The 17,051-nt window shown below is 30.8% G+C and carries 14 protein-coding genes; 2 read left to right on the forward strand and 12 right to left on the reverse strand.

The genetic code is table 11. The annotated features are described in order from the left end of the window. Window positions 1–277: 277 nt before the first annotated feature. From V7097_RS25000 to V7097_RS25025, 6 genes are all read right to left on the reverse strand, one after another. Window positions 278–1,069, reverse strand: coding sequence for an SDR family NAD(P)-dependent oxidoreductase (locus tag V7097_RS25000; protein ID WP_335706351.1), 792 nt, complete (start codon window positions 1,067–1,069; stop codon window positions 278–280). Beyond that, window positions 1,062–2,042: a site-specific DNA-methyltransferase gene (locus tag V7097_RS25005; RefSeq protein WP_335706352.1), complete on the reverse strand. Its 981-nt coding sequence runs from the start codon at window positions 2,040–2,042 to the stop codon at window positions 1,062–1,064. The genes V7097_RS25000 and V7097_RS25005 overlap by 8 nt, the downstream gene beginning before the upstream one ends. Before the next feature lie 10 nt (window positions 2,043–2,052). Then, entirely contained in the window at window positions 2,053–3,315 is a 1,263-nt protein-coding gene (locus V7097_RS25010; protein WP_335706353.1) for a M16 family metallopeptidase, read from the reverse strand. A 440-nt stretch (window positions 3,316–3,755) separates the two neighbouring features. Beyond that, complete coding sequence (locus tag V7097_RS25015) at window positions 3,756–4,994, reverse strand: M16 family metallopeptidase (RefSeq protein ID WP_335706354.1); 1,239 nt, start codon at window positions 4,992–4,994, stop codon at window positions 3,756–3,758. A gap of 28 nt (window positions 4,995–5,022) precedes the next feature. Further along, entirely contained in the window at window positions 5,023–5,643 is a 621-nt protein-coding gene (locus V7097_RS25020; RefSeq protein ID WP_335706355.1) for a Crp/Fnr family transcriptional regulator, read from the reverse strand. 567 nt (window positions 5,644–6,210) lie between these two features. Then, window positions 6,211–7,476 carry an MFS transporter gene (locus V7097_RS25025; RefSeq protein ID WP_335706379.1) on the reverse strand — a complete coding sequence of 422 codons (1,266 nt, stop codon included), beginning with the start codon at window positions 7,474–7,476 and terminating at the stop codon, window positions 6,211–6,213. 65 nt (window positions 7,477–7,541) lie between these two features. Here V7097_RS25025 and V7097_RS25030 point away from each other — a divergent pair, with 65 nt between their 5' ends. Next, window positions 7,542–8,564: an XdhC family protein gene (locus V7097_RS25030; protein ID WP_335706356.1), complete on the forward strand. Its 1,023-nt coding sequence runs from the start codon at window positions 7,542–7,544 to the stop codon at window positions 8,562–8,564. Continuing rightward, window positions 8,539–9,186, forward strand: coding sequence for a nucleotidyltransferase family protein (locus V7097_RS25035; protein WP_335706357.1), 648 nt, complete (start codon window positions 8,539–8,541; stop codon window positions 9,184–9,186). Before V7097_RS25030 ends, V7097_RS25035 begins: the two co-directional genes overlap by 26 nt. A gap of 397 nt (window positions 9,187–9,583) precedes the next feature. On the opposite strand, the gene V7097_RS25040 is transcribed toward V7097_RS25035, so the two are convergent. From V7097_RS25040 to V7097_RS25065, 6 genes are all read right to left on the reverse strand, one after another. Next, window positions 9,584–10,063 (reverse strand): DinB family protein, encoded by a 480-nt coding sequence (locus tag V7097_RS25040; RefSeq protein WP_335706358.1) that lies wholly within the window; start codon window positions 10,061–10,063, stop codon window positions 9,584–9,586. 80 nt (window positions 10,064–10,143) lie between these two features. Beyond that, window positions 10,144–11,184 (reverse strand): FAD binding domain-containing protein, encoded by a 1,041-nt coding sequence (locus V7097_RS25045; RefSeq protein ID WP_335706359.1) that lies wholly within the window; start codon window positions 11,182–11,184, stop codon window positions 10,144–10,146. A 5-nt stretch (window positions 11,185–11,189) separates the two neighbouring features. Further along, the gene (locus V7097_RS25050) at window positions 11,190–13,535 is read right to left on the reverse strand and encodes a xanthine dehydrogenase family protein molybdopterin-binding subunit (protein WP_335706360.1); all 2,346 of its coding nucleotides are present in this window, start codon (window positions 13,533–13,535) and stop codon (window positions 11,190–11,192) included. Continuing rightward, the gene (locus tag V7097_RS25055; RefSeq protein WP_335706361.1) at window positions 13,525–14,043 is read right to left on the reverse strand and encodes a (2Fe-2S)-binding protein; all 519 of its coding nucleotides are present in this window, start codon (window positions 14,041–14,043) and stop codon (window positions 13,525–13,527) included. The genes V7097_RS25050 and V7097_RS25055 overlap by 11 nt, the downstream gene beginning before the upstream one ends. Window positions 14,044–14,054: 11 nt before the next feature. Next, window positions 14,055–15,482 (reverse strand): YcaO-like family protein, encoded by a 1,428-nt coding sequence (locus tag V7097_RS25060; RefSeq protein WP_335706362.1) that lies wholly within the window; start codon window positions 15,480–15,482, stop codon window positions 14,055–14,057. 7 nt (window positions 15,483–15,489) lie between these two features. Next, the gene (locus tag V7097_RS25065) at window positions 15,490–17,028 is read right to left on the reverse strand and encodes a CocE/NonD family hydrolase (protein ID WP_335706363.1); all 1,539 of its coding nucleotides are present in this window, start codon (window positions 17,026–17,028) and stop codon (window positions 15,490–15,492) included. Between the last annotated feature and the right edge of the window lie 23 nt (window positions 17,029–17,051).

Genomic DNA, 17,051 nt, shown 5'->3' on the forward strand with positions numbered 1-17,051 from the left:
AGTTCCTCAATTAAACTCTCTACCTTAATAAAATCTTCTTCCCAGCTATCTAAATTCGGATAAATATCCTCTAGTCTCCATGTTTCATTAATTGGAACGTTATGCCTATTATAAATTGTGTTTTCTTTTCCCATAAAAGAGGCTCCTTATATATTTAAAGTTTACTTCTTTAAGGCATATGTACATTAATTCAAATGGTTGGTTTAAAGATTACAAAATCCACGCTATCTTTTCACTAGATGTTTTTTTAAGTATTACTTGTTTTCGTATTAGTAATTTAACCAAAATATGCTCCAGCATTTATGTTTATATCCTCTCCAGTAATAGTTGAACCATTGCTTCCAGAAAGCAAAACAATCATTGCAGCAATATTCTCTGCATCAACAAACCGTTTTAATGAGGAGTTGCGTGCCATTAAACTTTTATATTTTTCAAATGGTATGTTATTTTTCTTACTTTGCTCCTCAACAATTCTATTAATTCTATCTCCCTCAACAGTACCAGGTACGATTGTGTTTACTTTTATATTATAGGCACCCAATTCATTCGCTAAAGATCTAGCTAATCCTATTAAGCCAGATTTAGCCGAGCTATATGGAGATCTATTTGGCATACCGCTTTTAGCACCAATTGCGCTAATAAAAAAGATATGGCCTTCCTTATTTTTAATCATATCGCTTACAACTTCTTTAGTTATTATAAATGGCCCGGTTAAGTTTGACTTTAAAGTTTCTTCCCATTCCTGTTCGGTAAGATTAATAATAGATTTATTTGGTCCAGATTCTCCCGCACAATTTACTAATATATCTATGTGATTTAGTTTTTCCCTAATTGTATTTAACGCTGTTTTTACGGATTCACCAGAGGTTATATCTGCTTTTACTGCCATGCACTCTGTATTAATTTGTTGTAGTTCTTGTAGTGTTAAATCATTTTGATATTCATCTCTTCCTAGAATTATTGTTGTCGCACCCGCTTTTGTTAAATTTATAGCTATAATACGACCTATTCCTCTATTTCCACCTGTAACTAACGCCACTTTGCCTTGTAAATAATCTTCTTTAAACATTTACTTCACTCCTTAAATTAATCTTATTTAATCTATCAACTGCCATTTTTACATACTGAGGTTCTATTTCAATTCCAACAAAATTTCTATAATTTGACTTTGCAGCTACTGCTGTAGTCCCAGACCCTAGGAATGGATCTAAAATATAATCGCCAGGTTCTGTATACCATTCAATAAGGCGTTCAACTGGACCTATAGGTTTTTCATCTGGGTGAGTCGTAGTTATCGGGTTTTCTGGAACATCTAACCAAAAGTTAGTTGTAGCTTCATGTTTGCTAGGTGGAAAATAGAATTGAATTGTATCATCTATTTTTCTTAAAAATTCAACTTCCTCGTTTTCATCTTTTCTTTTTCTCATTTCGTAATAGGAATCTATTGACATCTTTTTTGAATAGTTCATTTTATAATCTCTATAATTCTTTATAGCTTTTATAGCACTTGATTTACCAATTTCTAAAGTTTCTCCTTCCTGATAATTGGCCATCTTTTCTTCAGAATGCCCACTAATTAATTCCCCGTTTTTATTATAGAGGGTTAATGTTTCCCATTTACCAGGATATTTTGGAATAAATGATGGTCTGTTGGAATATAAAAGAATAGTTTGAGCTTCTATAGTTAGTGTATTGTTCATCTTACTCCACTGTTTCATTGAAACATTCAAATTTGTATTATATACATATAACTCATTTCTAAAGGAATCTTCGCCAAAAATATCATCAGCTAACAATCTTATATGGTGAGATACTCTGCAATCTGTATAAATACCTATCATAGAATCAGAAGATAGTAATTTTTTTGCCGAAGATATTCTACTGTGTAGGTATTGCAAGTATTTGCTACGATCTGGTGTAAGAATTCCTTCTATTGGTAAGTCTAATATTAAAAGTTTGAATCCTTTTTCGTTACTTTTTTGGTTAACTAGATCTGAAAAGATATCACCGCAATCCCCTGTAAAAATTTTTATGCTTTCCATTTTCAGCCTCCTATGTGTGTATTATGGTTATATTTTTATCATCAAAAAAAGTTCTGTAGGCATTTCTAATACTACTTGTTGTCAAAGATAATAAATTATCTTTATATTCTCTTAGATAGTTGAGTCCTAAACCATAATATTCAAGTTCAATGAGTTTCATTGTGCGTGTTATTGGATGACTTAAGCGGACAGGTAGAGAATTTAATATACTGTTTATGGAAAGATTAAGTTCTTCTTGAGTAGGACCCTTATCTCTTAATTCCATTATGGTTTCTAAAATCATGCCTAATACAATATCTTTCTTTTCGACTTTTGCATCACAAACTATCCACCAAGGACCAGGATATTTAGTAGGTAATATTTCACTCTTAATTTTGTAAACTAATCCACTTTGTTGTCTAATAAACTCCCCTAACCTACCAAGCAAACCTAATTGTCCAAGTATAAAATTACCTACCATGCCAGGTAGATACAAATTATTAGAATAATTAAAACCTGGAACTCCAACAATTATATGTCCATTTTTTATATTACTTATATTTAAATCAATTATTTGTTTATGTCCCAATCTATAACTATTTAATATACCCTTCTGATCATGTTCTAAGTTCGATTGTCTCCAATTTTTAAACTCATTAAAAAAATATTCAGTTATCTGCTTGGGACTTAATTGTCCCGTTATTGCAATAATAGTATTTTTTGGTGTGAAACTTTCGTAATAAAAGTTCTGCAACTCGGAGAGTGATATATTGTTACAATATGTATATAAATATTTCAGAGGGTTATTTTCTAAATAAACATTTTCAAAAAAAGACTTCTTGCAAAGTGTTATAGCGTCATTTTCTTTAAATTTTATTTTTCTTTTATATTCTTCTTTTACAAATTCGAATAAAGCGGGAATAAATTCTATATCAATAAGTAATGAGCGAACAATTTTGATTGCTGTTAACAGTTGTTTCAAATTAGTAAAACAGGTTAATTTAAGATTGTAGTTATTAATAGAAATACTTAAATTAGCACCAATTTTATATAGTTGTTCATTTATACGTCGATACTTTATATAATTCATGAAATATATATATAGAAGATCCATACTTCCTGGTTTAATTTTCTTGATATCTGAAAATAAATCTACTTGTATCTCATACGCACAAATAGAACTAGAAACATCTTGAATAGCTAGTATCCTTAATCCATTTACAAATTCTTGCCGATATATTGTATTTTTATTTATCCCAGAGTCATAATCAGATACTATTTCCCAGTCATTCATGAACTTCCTCCTATATCTTAGTAGTAAGATCTCTCTCCAGAAAAATTTCAGATCCATATCCCTTAAAATCACACTAGATTTCCATAGGTTCTTATAGATTTTATTTATAAGTTTTTGTTTTACCACGTTTCATTCATCAGTGGTTATCACGATATAACAAAAACAAATAATAATTTTGTTGTTCTTATTTCGGGTGGAAAGTCCCTTTTTGCTTTCTATAGACAACTCACGGGCCAACTGGAACTAACATGGTTAAATCTATAAAATCAATTAATCGTAAATGGATATTAACAACGGGTTCAAATCCTTTTCTAACAATGAATGCGAGATAAGTCATTATTTTCTTTCCGCAAAAAAAGTGCAATCAGTTGTACACACCAATAGGAAAGGGTAAATTTATTACTTCTTATTTACATCTTTTCAATTACAAGTGGGCTAAATTATAAGATAGTTGTTCTATTATTATCAGAAAGCCAATCTACACATGATTGTTGAATGTCATCTAATTGTATAGAGTTAAAACTAGGCCCCATTAATTTCACAGCAGAATTTCCTCCTACAGTGTATAGTTTTCCAAATTCTATACAATCGGTTGTAGAACTTGCATTTATGTAATTTAATAAATTCAAAGAATTTAATTTTACATATTTTAAGAATTTAAGGTCAATGTTTCCCTCTCTTATATTGGATAACAACTTATCAAACTCATTTAGCACTGATGCCTTATCCTTAATTGGTAAAATAGTAATTTTATATATTGATTTCATTCTAGAAGGTGTATACATTGTCCAAACTTGCTTGGCAAATCCCCTTTTAATTAAAAATTCATATAATAAAGATCCTGCTGTTACCTGTTTATTTAATACATTAAATGTGTCAATATTTATACCACTTAACAAATGCATCAAGTGCATAAAATTATTAAAATTTTCATGTTCCGCTGCAGGAGCAAAATAGACAATTTCTAAAAACTGATTATTAATTTCAATCTTCTTTGGTCCAACTATATTTTCTTTATATAATAGCAAACGATGTCCCATGTTACGCACTTTTATATTAGAAAAGATGGTACTAAATTTATCAGTAACCCAATTTTGTTCTAAATTAGTACTTAAAACTAATACAGTACTTGTATTTAGATAATGTACCTTATAATATTCTTCCAACTCTTTAATATTAATATTTTGTATAGTTTTTTCTGTCCCAATTACTGGATAAGAGTATGGATGGTTATTGTAATAATAATGGTTTATAAAATCATTAACCTTGCTCCTTCTTAACTTTTTATATATTCCTATTTCTGCATTAATTATTTCCTTTTCTTTTTCTATTTCATCTGTTTTAAATTCACTATTGATCATTCTATCCTTTTCAAATAGAAAAACTTGTTCCAAAAATTGACTTGGAAAAGATGAATGATAACATGTGTAATCTCTTGTGGTAAATGCATTAAATGTTGCCCCTAAAGTCGGGAAAAGTTTTTTATATGGATTTTTATATGTCTTTGTACCTCGATGAAGATAATGTTCAAGAAGATGAGATATACCTATATTGTCATTACTTTCAGTAATGCTGCCTGCCCCATACCAAATTGACAAAGTAGAGCTTTTGAAATGATTAGATTGCCTAATTATTAACTTTAGTCCATTGGTTAAGCAGATAGAATTAACTGATATCATTTATGATAATCCTTTCAAAATAATCCAATTATAGTAATAGTAAGTATCTTTCTTGCTCATTAACATTTACCCTTTTTAAAATATTCAGTCTACTCATCTTATTGATTATCCTCGTTATTGTAGGCCTTGTTGATCCAACAAATAATGCAATTTGTTGATGCGTTATACGAATATTTATCAAAATCCCATTATTTGTTTTAGTACCAAATTGATTAGCATACCAGTTAAAAAGGCCTAGCACTCTATCCTCTACACGGTATTGTTGTTGAATCGCTTTTAACATAACTAATCTACTCAATTTTTTTCGAAATAAATTATTCAGAAAGAGTATAATTTCTGGATTGTTTAAGATTTCCTTTTCTCCAATTTCCAATAACTTTGTCTCAGTTGTAGTAAATACCTCAAAACAAGTTGTATCATTGTCTTCAATAGCCTCTATTGTTTCTCCTGGAAATATTAAATCTACTATGTTCATTTCTCCATTCTCATAAATAACTCTTAGTTCCATTTCGCCATCTAGAACGTAGTATGTAGCTTTTTCCCTTAACTTTAAAACTTGTTTTGCCTTTCCATCGACTATCTTAAGGTTATTCTTTCTAATAAAGGAGTCCAATTCAGTCAACATAGATGGAGAATGGTTTCCATTCATTGTCCAGCCCCCTGTTCATCTCTAATAGAAGTAATTCCTTAATTCTCAAAGTTCGAGTTCAATTAACACAAGTTTATTAATTCGAAATTATTAGATCCTTTTTAATAATTTTAACAAATTTTGTATAATATTCCATGGTAAATTATACCTATATTCTACTAAAATATGGTTTTTTAGCCTATTACATGTCAGTAGTGACTATAGGAAGGATCGATTATATGTAATAAGCTATACAAATATAATAACCTGTGTATGTTAATTGATTTGAAGTGTATTAGATTCTGGTGGTGGGGCGACTAAGTTGTTAGAAGTATTCTTTGCAAAAGAATGAAACCCAAATGATTTAATCTATAACATGGAACTTATACATTTTTATAATTACTATACAAGAACTACTACACGGCCTTAACCCTATGATATATAGGATTAAAGCCGTTTAAGTCCCCTTATACTCCACTGTCTACATGACAAGGGGAAGTTAATTTCTTTGAGGGCTTGTCAATTTTAAATTAACTAGAATTTGATTAATTCAATCTTTGCAGTTTTTCAATGGAACAAAAAAACAAATTATAATGATGCTTTATCAAATGAGGGAATATCTTTTGTTTTCTCTGGATTGTTTTTTATTAAGAATTTTGCCGATAGGGATATAACTACCGCTAAAACAGCAGCTGATATATATATTTCCCTTACCCCAATAATTTGTGATAATGGTCCTGTTAGTAAGATTCCAAAAAGGCTAACAAAAGATGTTATTGATAAAATTACTCCTAGAACCCTACCATATAGTTCATTGGGAATAAGTTCTTGATAAAGTGTATAAACCATTGGTTGACTTATTCCATTGCCTATTCCTACAAAAATAGACCCAATTAAAAATACAGGAATTGAAGTACTTATTGAATTTGAAAGACTAGCAAAAGAAGCTATTATCATTCCAATTATGATAGTATTAATTTTCCCAATTTTTTTGCTTATTTTAGCAGTAACTAATCCTGCAAACATGGCTCCAAGACTCCAACACGTGGAGGCGTATCCAATATGCGCAGATGTTCCTGATAGATTATCTTCTATAAAGGGAACTCTTAAAATTGTACTAGGAACAGCAGTCAAACCTAAAACTGTCATTAACCCTACTGCCCAAAATAGAATATGATTAGATCGTACTGTCTTAAGTGAAACTTTAAAATTATTGACAATTTGGTTTTTCTCTCTACTTGATTCATTTTTTTGAGACTTATTATCCAATGTAACTCTTAAAAGTAGAATAGCTGATATAACAAATGTCATAGAATTGATGATAAAAGCGTATTGAACACCAAATAAAAATATAATTAATCCTGCTACTGAAGGTGCAATTAAAGATATAGTTTGGCCCCAAGTTTGTGAAATAACATTAGCGTCAATAATTTTTTCATTGGGTACTATATTTGGTATGATTGCACCTTTTGCAGCGTCAAACAAAATATCAAGAATTGATAAAGAAATTATTATTATAAAAATTAGCGTAATATTATCTAAAAAAGGCATAGTAGCAACCAAAAAAGCTCTCATTATATCAGAAAAAATCATCATTCTTTTCCTATTATAACGATCTACTATCCCTCCTAATATTGGCCCTAATAATATATTTGGTAAAAGTAGAAATATAAAAGAACCAGCTAAAGCAAAAGTTGAGCCTGTAAGACTATAAATTAATATAGGTAAACCAATGTAGGAAAAACTATCTCCAAATTGTGCAGCAAGCTGAGCTCCAAAAAAATATCTAAAAGGTTTAATAGCTAAAACACTTGTCTTGAATTTATTAATTGCAAAGACCCCCTTCAGCTTTATCTATTTATTTTAAAAGTAAAAAATTATCAAAAGTAGTGTCGTTGGGCACATAAAGAGAATTTATCATGATTTACACTAAAATTATTAATATTGAAGGTGATTATATGAGCTTGGCTAGTGAATTTATTGATTTATTAACAAAGGCAGAATACTTTTGGGATAAAGGTGATTCTGTAGCATTACTTATTTTATGTGAAAAAAAAGGATCTACTTATAGAAAAACAGGTGCAAAGATGATAGTTTCTTCTTCTAGAGAAAGCTATGGTTTTATTAGTGGAGGATGTTTAGAAAACAGTTTATTAGAAATTTCAAATGAAGTAATTAATAAAAGGGGTCCAAAAATCATCGAAATTGACTCAAACGATGATTCACCATGGGGTTTACAATTAGGGTGCGGAGGAAGTGTTAAGATTGCTATTATTCCTATGTTAAATGAAAATGAAATCTGGAGAAAAGTTATTAACTTAATTAAATCACAAGATACATTTTACATAGGTTTCGACTTAACAAAAGGAAATCATATTATTACAGATAAAAGTAATAAACTTTTTCATAATAAAACAGGATTGACAACCTATAATAAACAAACATATTTTGTGGAGAAAATTGAGCCAATTGAAAAATTATTTATTGCTGGGGCAAATGATGATGTAATTCCTATTGTTGAATTAGCTAAAAAAATTGGCTTCTTTGTAGCAATTATAGATCCAAGAGAACATTTTAATAATAAATCTAGATTTCCTTTTGCCGATAAACATATTTATAGTTTAGATGAAATAGAGGATGGTTTTTTAAACCATGGATGGTGGCTTATAATGAATCACAACTTAGAGAGGGATAGAATAAGTTTAATGAAAGCAGTCAAAGTTAATTCAAAATTCATAGGTATTTTAGGTTCTAACAAAAGGATAGACACTTTATTAAGTGATTTTAAAGAAAAACCTAAAAACCTTTATGCTCCTGTTGGTTTAAATTTAGCTGGAGATACGGTTTATGAAGTAGCAATTAGTATAATATCACAGTTAATAATGTTAAAAAATGGAGGGACGGAGGAAAGTTTAAATGGAAAAGAGAAAGTACACGGATAGAATAGGAGCAATAATTGTCGCTGCTGGTAACTCCACACGAATGAAAAAACCAAAAATGTTAATTAATATAGACAATAAACCCCTATTCTTATATCCAGTTCGGCTCTGTTTAAATAACGGTGTTTTTCCTATAATTCTAGTAACAGGTAACAACTCAATAGAAATAGAAAAACAACTAATGATACATATGAAAAAAAACGAAATAGAAAAAATTTTTTTAGTAAGAAATTTTAATCCAAGTTTAGGTTTATCTTCTTCTTTAAAATACGGTATTACTAATATTTTGGATTTTGATACAGATGCAGTATTTATATTTCTTGGTGATCAACCATTGATAACTTCAAGGGATGTAAACTGTATTATTGAAAGCTATTTAAAAAATAAGGCAAGGTATAAAATTTTTCGCCCATTGTATAATAATGTGCCTGGCCACCCTGTTTTATTTGATTCATCATTATACAAAGAATTTTTCAATCTTTCAGGAGACAAAGGTGCTATTAAAATAATTCAAAATAATTTATCCAGAGTACATTTTATCCATATGAAAAATCCTATAGGTCATTATGATATTGATACTAAATTAGATTTGGACATTGTTAGAACATTAGGCGGATATAAATAATATAGTGAAAAGACACTATCTATAGAAAATTTAATGGAAAAGGTTTTTTATCTAGTATCTCCAACTAATTTATTTTTATCAATTTTCACTATTTTGGTTAAGTTCTTTTCTTAACTAATTTGGAAGGCTTAAACATCTCCAACTTATCCTCTTTCTTATGTTCAAAGGTTATGACAGAACACAAAAGGTCATACCAACGATTTATTCCTTGCCTACATTTTTGATTTAATCCTGAATTTGCTCGCTTCCATTAAAATCACTCAATTAACAGAAAACTCCTTTATAACTTGGCTGCAGGTTATCGTGTCGTCCATGTGTCAAAGAAAACTTGACGATCCAATAGTTATACTCCTGTTTAGTCACATAAATCCAATTACCACCTGTCGGGTTTTAAAAACTAATTCGTTGAATAAATTGTGTTTGTATTTACTGGTACACCCTGTAATTTTAGATATAAATGTAGTTGTCCCCTGTGATGATATACATGAGTAAACATATTATGTAAATGTTCTAGTGCTGTGAGAGGCTCACCGAAAGGCCACTTATATTTTTTTTTAGTCAAGTCTTCTATAGACATTCTGTTTAAGAGGTTAGTTAATTTATTACAACCAGATTCTAACTCCTGCTCTAAAATATCTGGTTCATAGTTCCATGGCCCCCCCCAATACTTTAGAATATCATCATCGTCATCATTATTTGGCATTAAAATTAAACTATAACATTTCGGAAGAAGACATAGATGGCAAAATAAGTCGTGTGTAGAAAATGTTTCTTTATGCGGCTGCCATTGTGTATTAGTAGAACTCCAATAATTTAAATATATGGATAAATTTTTTCTTAAAAATGTTAGCTCCTTGATATAAACCGAGGTTACCATATTTAAACCCCTTCCTTGAAAATTATTATCTCTTTAACTTTTTTGACAATGAATTCTTTCCAAAAGACTGATTTTATTAACTATGTTAATTGATGTTTTTGGATTCTTTTCAAGGCTTCTTCTAATAATCTAATACAAATGCCCAATTTAATATTTTTGCGGACATCATGGGTTTTAAGATTTGAAATTTCAGTCTTTAAAATTTCGTTTAATTCATATATAGATTGATTCTCAATAATTCTTTCTAAAAAGGATGCTCTAAAAGGTTGAGCAGCTACCCCCGAAAATACAATTCGTGATTTCTCTGTTTGATTATTACTTATTGACATTGTAATTGCTAATCCAACAGTTCCAATCCCACCAGAATTCTTTAATGTTTTTTTAATGTATGTGCCTGTTAATTCCTGGTCAATTGGTATAATAATTTTTGTAATAATTTCAAACGGACTAATATTATTTAGCTTTCTTGAAATGTTAATATCACTATAAATTGAAGATAGTTTTCTGGTGTATAAACCATCTAAATTTGCAATCTCAATACGTGCATCTAATGCTACTAATGCAGAAGCTAAATCAGATCCAAGTACTGCTTTACAGTAAGAACTTTCGTTAAAAATTTGTATGTCTTCAAATTGTTCAGATTCCTCCGCTGGACAACCTTCAGCAAAATTCATAAAACAAGGAAAGCCAGAAAGATAATATAAGCATCTTGGAGCTTGTAGTATATTTCCTCCAATAGTCCCTTGATTTCTTATCTGTTCTACTCCAACTTCCAAGCAAGCCTCATAAAGAACTGGTAACTTTACTTTAACAGAATTATTGTTAATAATCTCTTTGATAACTGTTGCTGAACCTATATGAATCTCGTTATTAATTAACTTTATTCCTTTTAGTTCTGGAACTCTAGACAAGCTTATTAAATATTCAGGAGTAATTATACCCCTTTTTAGATTATTAACTACTTCTGTTCCGCCACTAAATACCATATTATTTGGGTATTTAGATAGGTATGTACAAGCTTCACTAACTGAATTTGGGTGTAAAATAGTAAAAGGATAGGGCTCGTCTATTCCTTGATTTGCTCCAAACCAGTTTCTCCAATCTTCAATATTTTTTTCCATTGAGTTCACCATTCACTATTTATTTTTAGTTTATTTATAAGTTTACTTGCTGTTAATGGAAGGGTATTGACTTGAATACTAGTAGCATTGTATACACTATTAGCAATTGCAGCGGCGGCTTGAACAGCAGTTTCCCCGATACCCTTCGAAAAAAATCTATTACTAGTATTAGAATCAGTAAAGTATGAAGTTATGTTTGGTGCATCTAAAAATGATGGTACACCCACTTGTCTTAACTCAGTTGTTAATGGTATACCCGTTTTCTTATCAATTACTATATCTTCCTTTAAGGCTAGACCCAAACTAAAAAGTGTTCCACCATTTATTTGTTTAGATGCACCATGATAATTTATTATTTTTCCTGCATCTGTAGAGGTTAATACATGACTAACCTCTATTTCTCCAGTTAACAAATCAACTTCCACCTCTGCAAACTGAGCTGCCCATGAATTCATATCCAATAGTCTAGTGCCAAATCCCAATCCAATTATTCCCTCAGCCTTCATTGCTAAATCTAAGGTGCTCTTTCTTAAAACAATCTCTTTTCCATATATTTTATAATTTTCTGGGACTCTTCCTCCCTTTTCACCACCAAACCATGGTCTAAAACTATTACGTTTTTCTGCTATATTTACTAACGATTTAAATGATACATATATATTTTCACTATCTTTTTTATATACAACGCAATCTTTTATTTCTAAATTTTCCATAGGAGTATCGAAAAAAATAGATGCAGTTTTTAATAATTGAAATCTCGTATCAAGTGCAGCGTTATAGTATGCTTGACCAGTACAATGAATGGCCCTACTGCTATCACCACCTGCATCCCAAGCTAATTCTGTATTTCCCCAGGTTATATTTAACTTATTTAATGGAACATTGAGTACTTCTGAAATTAACATACCTATTGCAGTTACTGAACCCGTTCCCATATTCCCTACTCCTAATGGAACTTTTATTTGTCCATCTGGATTTATTATTATTAATCCGTTACTGTCATCTTTTCCTGTGCCTTCTGCAGCAATTCTCATACCTAATCCTACAGTTCTCTCAAACGTATTCTCGGTATTAAATTTTCTTTTATTCTTCCAATCAATTAGTTTTTCTCCATGTTTTATTGATTGTGACAAATCAACATCTTTTATTGTCATAACTTTTCCATAAATACCTGGTACTGGATCGCCGATTTTCCGATGATTTTTTTTCCTAATTTCTAGAGGATCTATATATAACTTATTTGCTAATTTGTCAATTATGCTTTCAATTGCAAAAGTAATTTGTGGACTGCCATAACCCCAAATTTCTCCACCAACTGGTGAATTAGTATAAATTGAAAAACCAACAAATTTCATTGAAGTATCTCTATAGGTACTATTTAGAATTTCGCCAGCATTTGCTAATACTTTAGGACCATCATCTGCATAAGCACCAGTATTTTGAATTGCAAGTACATCAAAACCTAAAATTTTCCCATCCATTCTAGCAGCAATCTTAATTTTAAATTTAAATGGGTTTCTTACTGATAAGTAAAGCAGGTTTTCTCTGTGGTTTATTTCTAATTTAACAGGCTTCTTAGTTCTCATTGCTAGAGTAATAGCAATTGCATCGTAATGATTTTTACCAAGACTCTCTGAATCCTTACCACCGAATCCTCCCCCAATATATGGGCAGGTAACTTGTATTTTTTCCTCTGGTATATCAAAAATCTCGCTAAGACAACTTTGATTTGAAAAAGGGCTTTGTACTGTATTCCAAATCTTAATACAATCCTTTTCCACTAATGCAATGCAACAATGTGGTTCAATGTGTCCATGACATTGATAGTTAGTTTCGTATTCCTCTTCCAATATTATATCTGCTTCTTTAAATGCTTCTTCAATATCTCCTATTGTATACTCATAGGTTGGTATGTTAGCAGATTGTGGTCCATTGAATCCTGCTACATTCCCTTTTGAGTGAATCTTAAACTTTTCAGTCATTGACTCTTCTGGTTCCAAAGTAAAGGGCAAAGGTTTCCATTCTACTTTAATCAATTTAAGTGCTAGTTGTGCAATATAAGGATCTGTTGCAGCTACTGCAGCAATTGCATCACCTACAAATCTTGCCTTATCTGTTAAATAGGGTCGATCTGTATTATATTTTTTTATGTCCTTATATGAAATAATATCTTCTACCCCTGGTAAAGCAAAAGCTTCGCTAGTATCTATACTTAAGATCTCTGCATGAGGATAAGGACTGCGAAGTATTTTTACATGGAGCATATTTGTTAATTGAATATCACCTGTAAATTTAGCTTTACCTGTTACTATTTCTTTCCCAAATATATCAGTAGAAGAATTATTTTTCATTAGAATGTTCATCTCCAATTGCATCAATTATAGAATCAACAATATAGTAATAATTACCACATCTACAATAATTTCCGGAAAGTGCTCTCTTTATGGACTCCCTCTCGGTAATATTATTCTGAGAAATATAAGAAGACGCTGCCATGATCATTCCCGAAGTACAGTATCCACATTGGAATCCATGATTTTTAATAAAAGACGCTTGTAATCTGTTTAATTTTTTTTGTTGAGCTAGACCTTCAATAGTAGTTATTTTCTTTGATTTACATTCTATACCAAGTTGTAAACAAGAATATACAGGATTACCATCAACGAGGACCGTACATGCGCCACACTGACCATGGTTACACCCTTTTTTTGTACCAGTAAGGCCAAGCTTATCCCTTATTATTTTTAATAAAGTATCCCAATGATAAAATTCACATTCATAATCAATATTATTTATACTAAAAATTGTTTTGATTTTCTGACTGTGTTTTTTGTATCTTTCTACTAAACTATTGTTCATAAGTAAACCACCTAACTATGAGGCAATGGCGAAAAATTAAGTTCATTAAATGTCAAGATTTTTTCTCTTAATCCTAATTTATATGGTGTTTTTAGCACTCTTTCTTCATCTATAAAAGGAAAACCTCCAGGACCATTTGGAATTAATCCAGGAACTATTATTCGCACAACTCTGAGTCCAGTTGGAATTATATCAGGAGTTGTTATATCTACACAGATTACATCAAACCCCTTGTCTGCAACTATTTTTAGGTAATCTTCTAGTTTATTTGCTTCTGGAATTTTGATATCCCTAAGAGCAATATTATTTTTACAGTTAGTTATTCTTTCTAACTCCTTCCACATTCTAGTATCAAGGTATATTTGTGAATGTTGGGCAAGGTCAATAATATCTAAATAATCCTCCCTAAAACTGTCCTTATAATGCAAATCATCTCTGTATGGCTTCAATGCTTTATCATGTAGCACACCTTTTTGTACGGATTTCCACATTTCTCCATCAGAAAATTTTATTCCATTCGAAATGTTATGTAATTGTATTCCTTCTCCTACTGCCTTAATTAAAGCGTCTATTGGCTTAGGCCTACATGCAAATCCCATTCCTGCAATTTGATTGTCATGATCCACAAGTAAGGCTCCTATAACAGGCAACTCGAATTCTGAACGAATATTTACCAAGTACCATTCAACATTTCGTTTTACTGTTGGTTCCAAGACATACTCAATTTGGCTATCATTTTGTTTGATTAATTCAACTTCCCCATCAGATAACCACCACATCATTGTGGCATCTCTTTCAATTACTTCTAATAATCCCGAAGTAATTGCTGATTCAATAGAATTTCCACACGCAATACCTGCAAACATATGAAAATTTGTTGCAGGTTCTGACGAACGATCACCATATATGTAATTAACATAAACCAATGAAGCGGGAACCATAATTGTTTCCCCACTTATAAGTGATAAACCCTTTACCCATTTAACAGGAAGATCTTTTGTGAAAGGCACAAAGGGAAATCCAGGCATATCATATTGTTCCTTTGAATACAAAATTAGTTCATCGGGATTGATTGCTTTTTCTCCTTTTGAAACTAGTTCATTATAAGAGCCGTGGTATAGGGGAGAAGAAATGTAGTTTCCACAGTATCTTTCAATAGCTTCACCTATAGCTGAATGTGTAGCAGATTCATAATCGAAGGTATGCCCACCAGCAACTTGATCTGCTGGCCATTGTCCTAGTCTATTAGCGTTTGATACATTAACTCCAATTGCTTTTGCTCTTTTGGGTAACCCAGGGTCTATGTCCAATTTTATTATCTTTTTAATGATTCCTGTTCTATCACTAACTAATTCATCATAGTTAACAAGTTTATTAGGTTTGTTTTCATTCAATTTAGACAATGCTTTTTTCAATTCAATTGTTTTATTAATTTCCAATTAAATTTCACTCCTCTATTAATATAGGTAAAGTTATATTGGATGGATAAGTAATGCCAGTGTATATACTCTGCTTTGCAATTATAGGTTCCTTTTCATAAACATTATCCCTTCCAGTATTTAAGTTTCTTTCCATATATGGAAAGAAACTGCTGGTGATTTCAACAGTAAGGATACTTCCCTTTTTTATGGTTAAAGAAGTAGTATTTAAATTAATTTTGATTTGTTTAGGATAAGGTTTATTGTCAAAAGATGTTCGTATAGCACCATATGTAATTAATATTGATTGCCCGTTTGGTAAAGTTTCATTTAATTTGACTATAAAGTCAGTGTTTGTAGCTGAGGAATTAACAAATAAGTTAACCTTTGGTGACCCTACTATATTGATGTCTTTATCAAAAGGTTCAGATGAATATACAATAACATCATTACGCTTTTGAATTTTTGATTGATCAACTGGACCTATTAACGATGGAACAGGCTTTTCAGGGTTATAGTAATAATTTTGAGCGACATCATTTTTTGGAAACGTTACTAATGCATTCTCGGAATTAGAAAAGTATAACTTTTCAAGCTTATGATTTGGTGGCCATGTTTCACTAGTAAGCCATTTATTACTTCCCATGATAAAATACAAAACTCTTTCGTCCATATTAATATCTTTTTCTTGTAAACAACTTTTTATCCAATTGATTTCAATTGATGCCAAATCTAGGATTGATCTTTTACTAAAATTACGGAACCCTAATGAAGTTCCTTGATTCACATCATGAGTCCATGGGCCTACTATTAATTTTTGTGATTGATTATTATCCTTAAGCTTAGTAAAATTGTTAATTGTGGCTTCGATAAAAGGGTCATTTAAACCACCTATATGTAAAACTGGAATATTAATATTTTCAAGTTTAATCGAAGTCTTATTTTTCAATTCGGTACTATTTTTAATTTCACTAATATGTTTTGACCAATTATTAATTTTAAATTGAATTTCTTTATCCATTTCAACTACTGGCAAATGAAGAAGGGTTTTTGGATTTGTTTGGATAATCTCATTGAAAAGTTCCGTTTTTCTTGATTCTAATTCGGTACCATGAGTAAAGTTCCACGAAAGTCTTCCAAAAAGATAAAGGATCCCATCAGGAGTAAAAGTTGATTCGTAAAGCCCCATTGCAGGCACATAAGTAATTATCGTTCTAATCGAAGGATGGTTGGTTTGTGCTGCAGCAAATGCAGTAAATGCTTGATATGATGCTCCTTTGATTATAATATTATTCTTCTGGGCCCATTTTTGATTAAAAATCCATTCCACAGTATCAAAACCGTCATTTATTTCATTTTCGTAAGGTTCCCATTCTCCTTGTGAATTAAACTTTCCCCTAACATCTTGTACTACAAAAGCAAATTTATTATTCACCCACCCCATTGCCTCGTCTTTATGCAATAATTTGTTATATGGTGTACGTATTAGAATTACTGGGCAAGATTCTAAAGTATTAGGATAATAGATATCTGTTTCTAACAGAATACCATCACGCATCTTAACCATTTCAGTGTGCATCTTCACTTAAA

Origin of the sequence: Bacillus sp. JJ1562 (genome assembly GCF_036962705.1) — a bacterium.
Classification (GTDB): Bacteria; Bacillota; Bacilli; order Bacillales; family Bacillaceae_L; genus Ferdinandcohnia.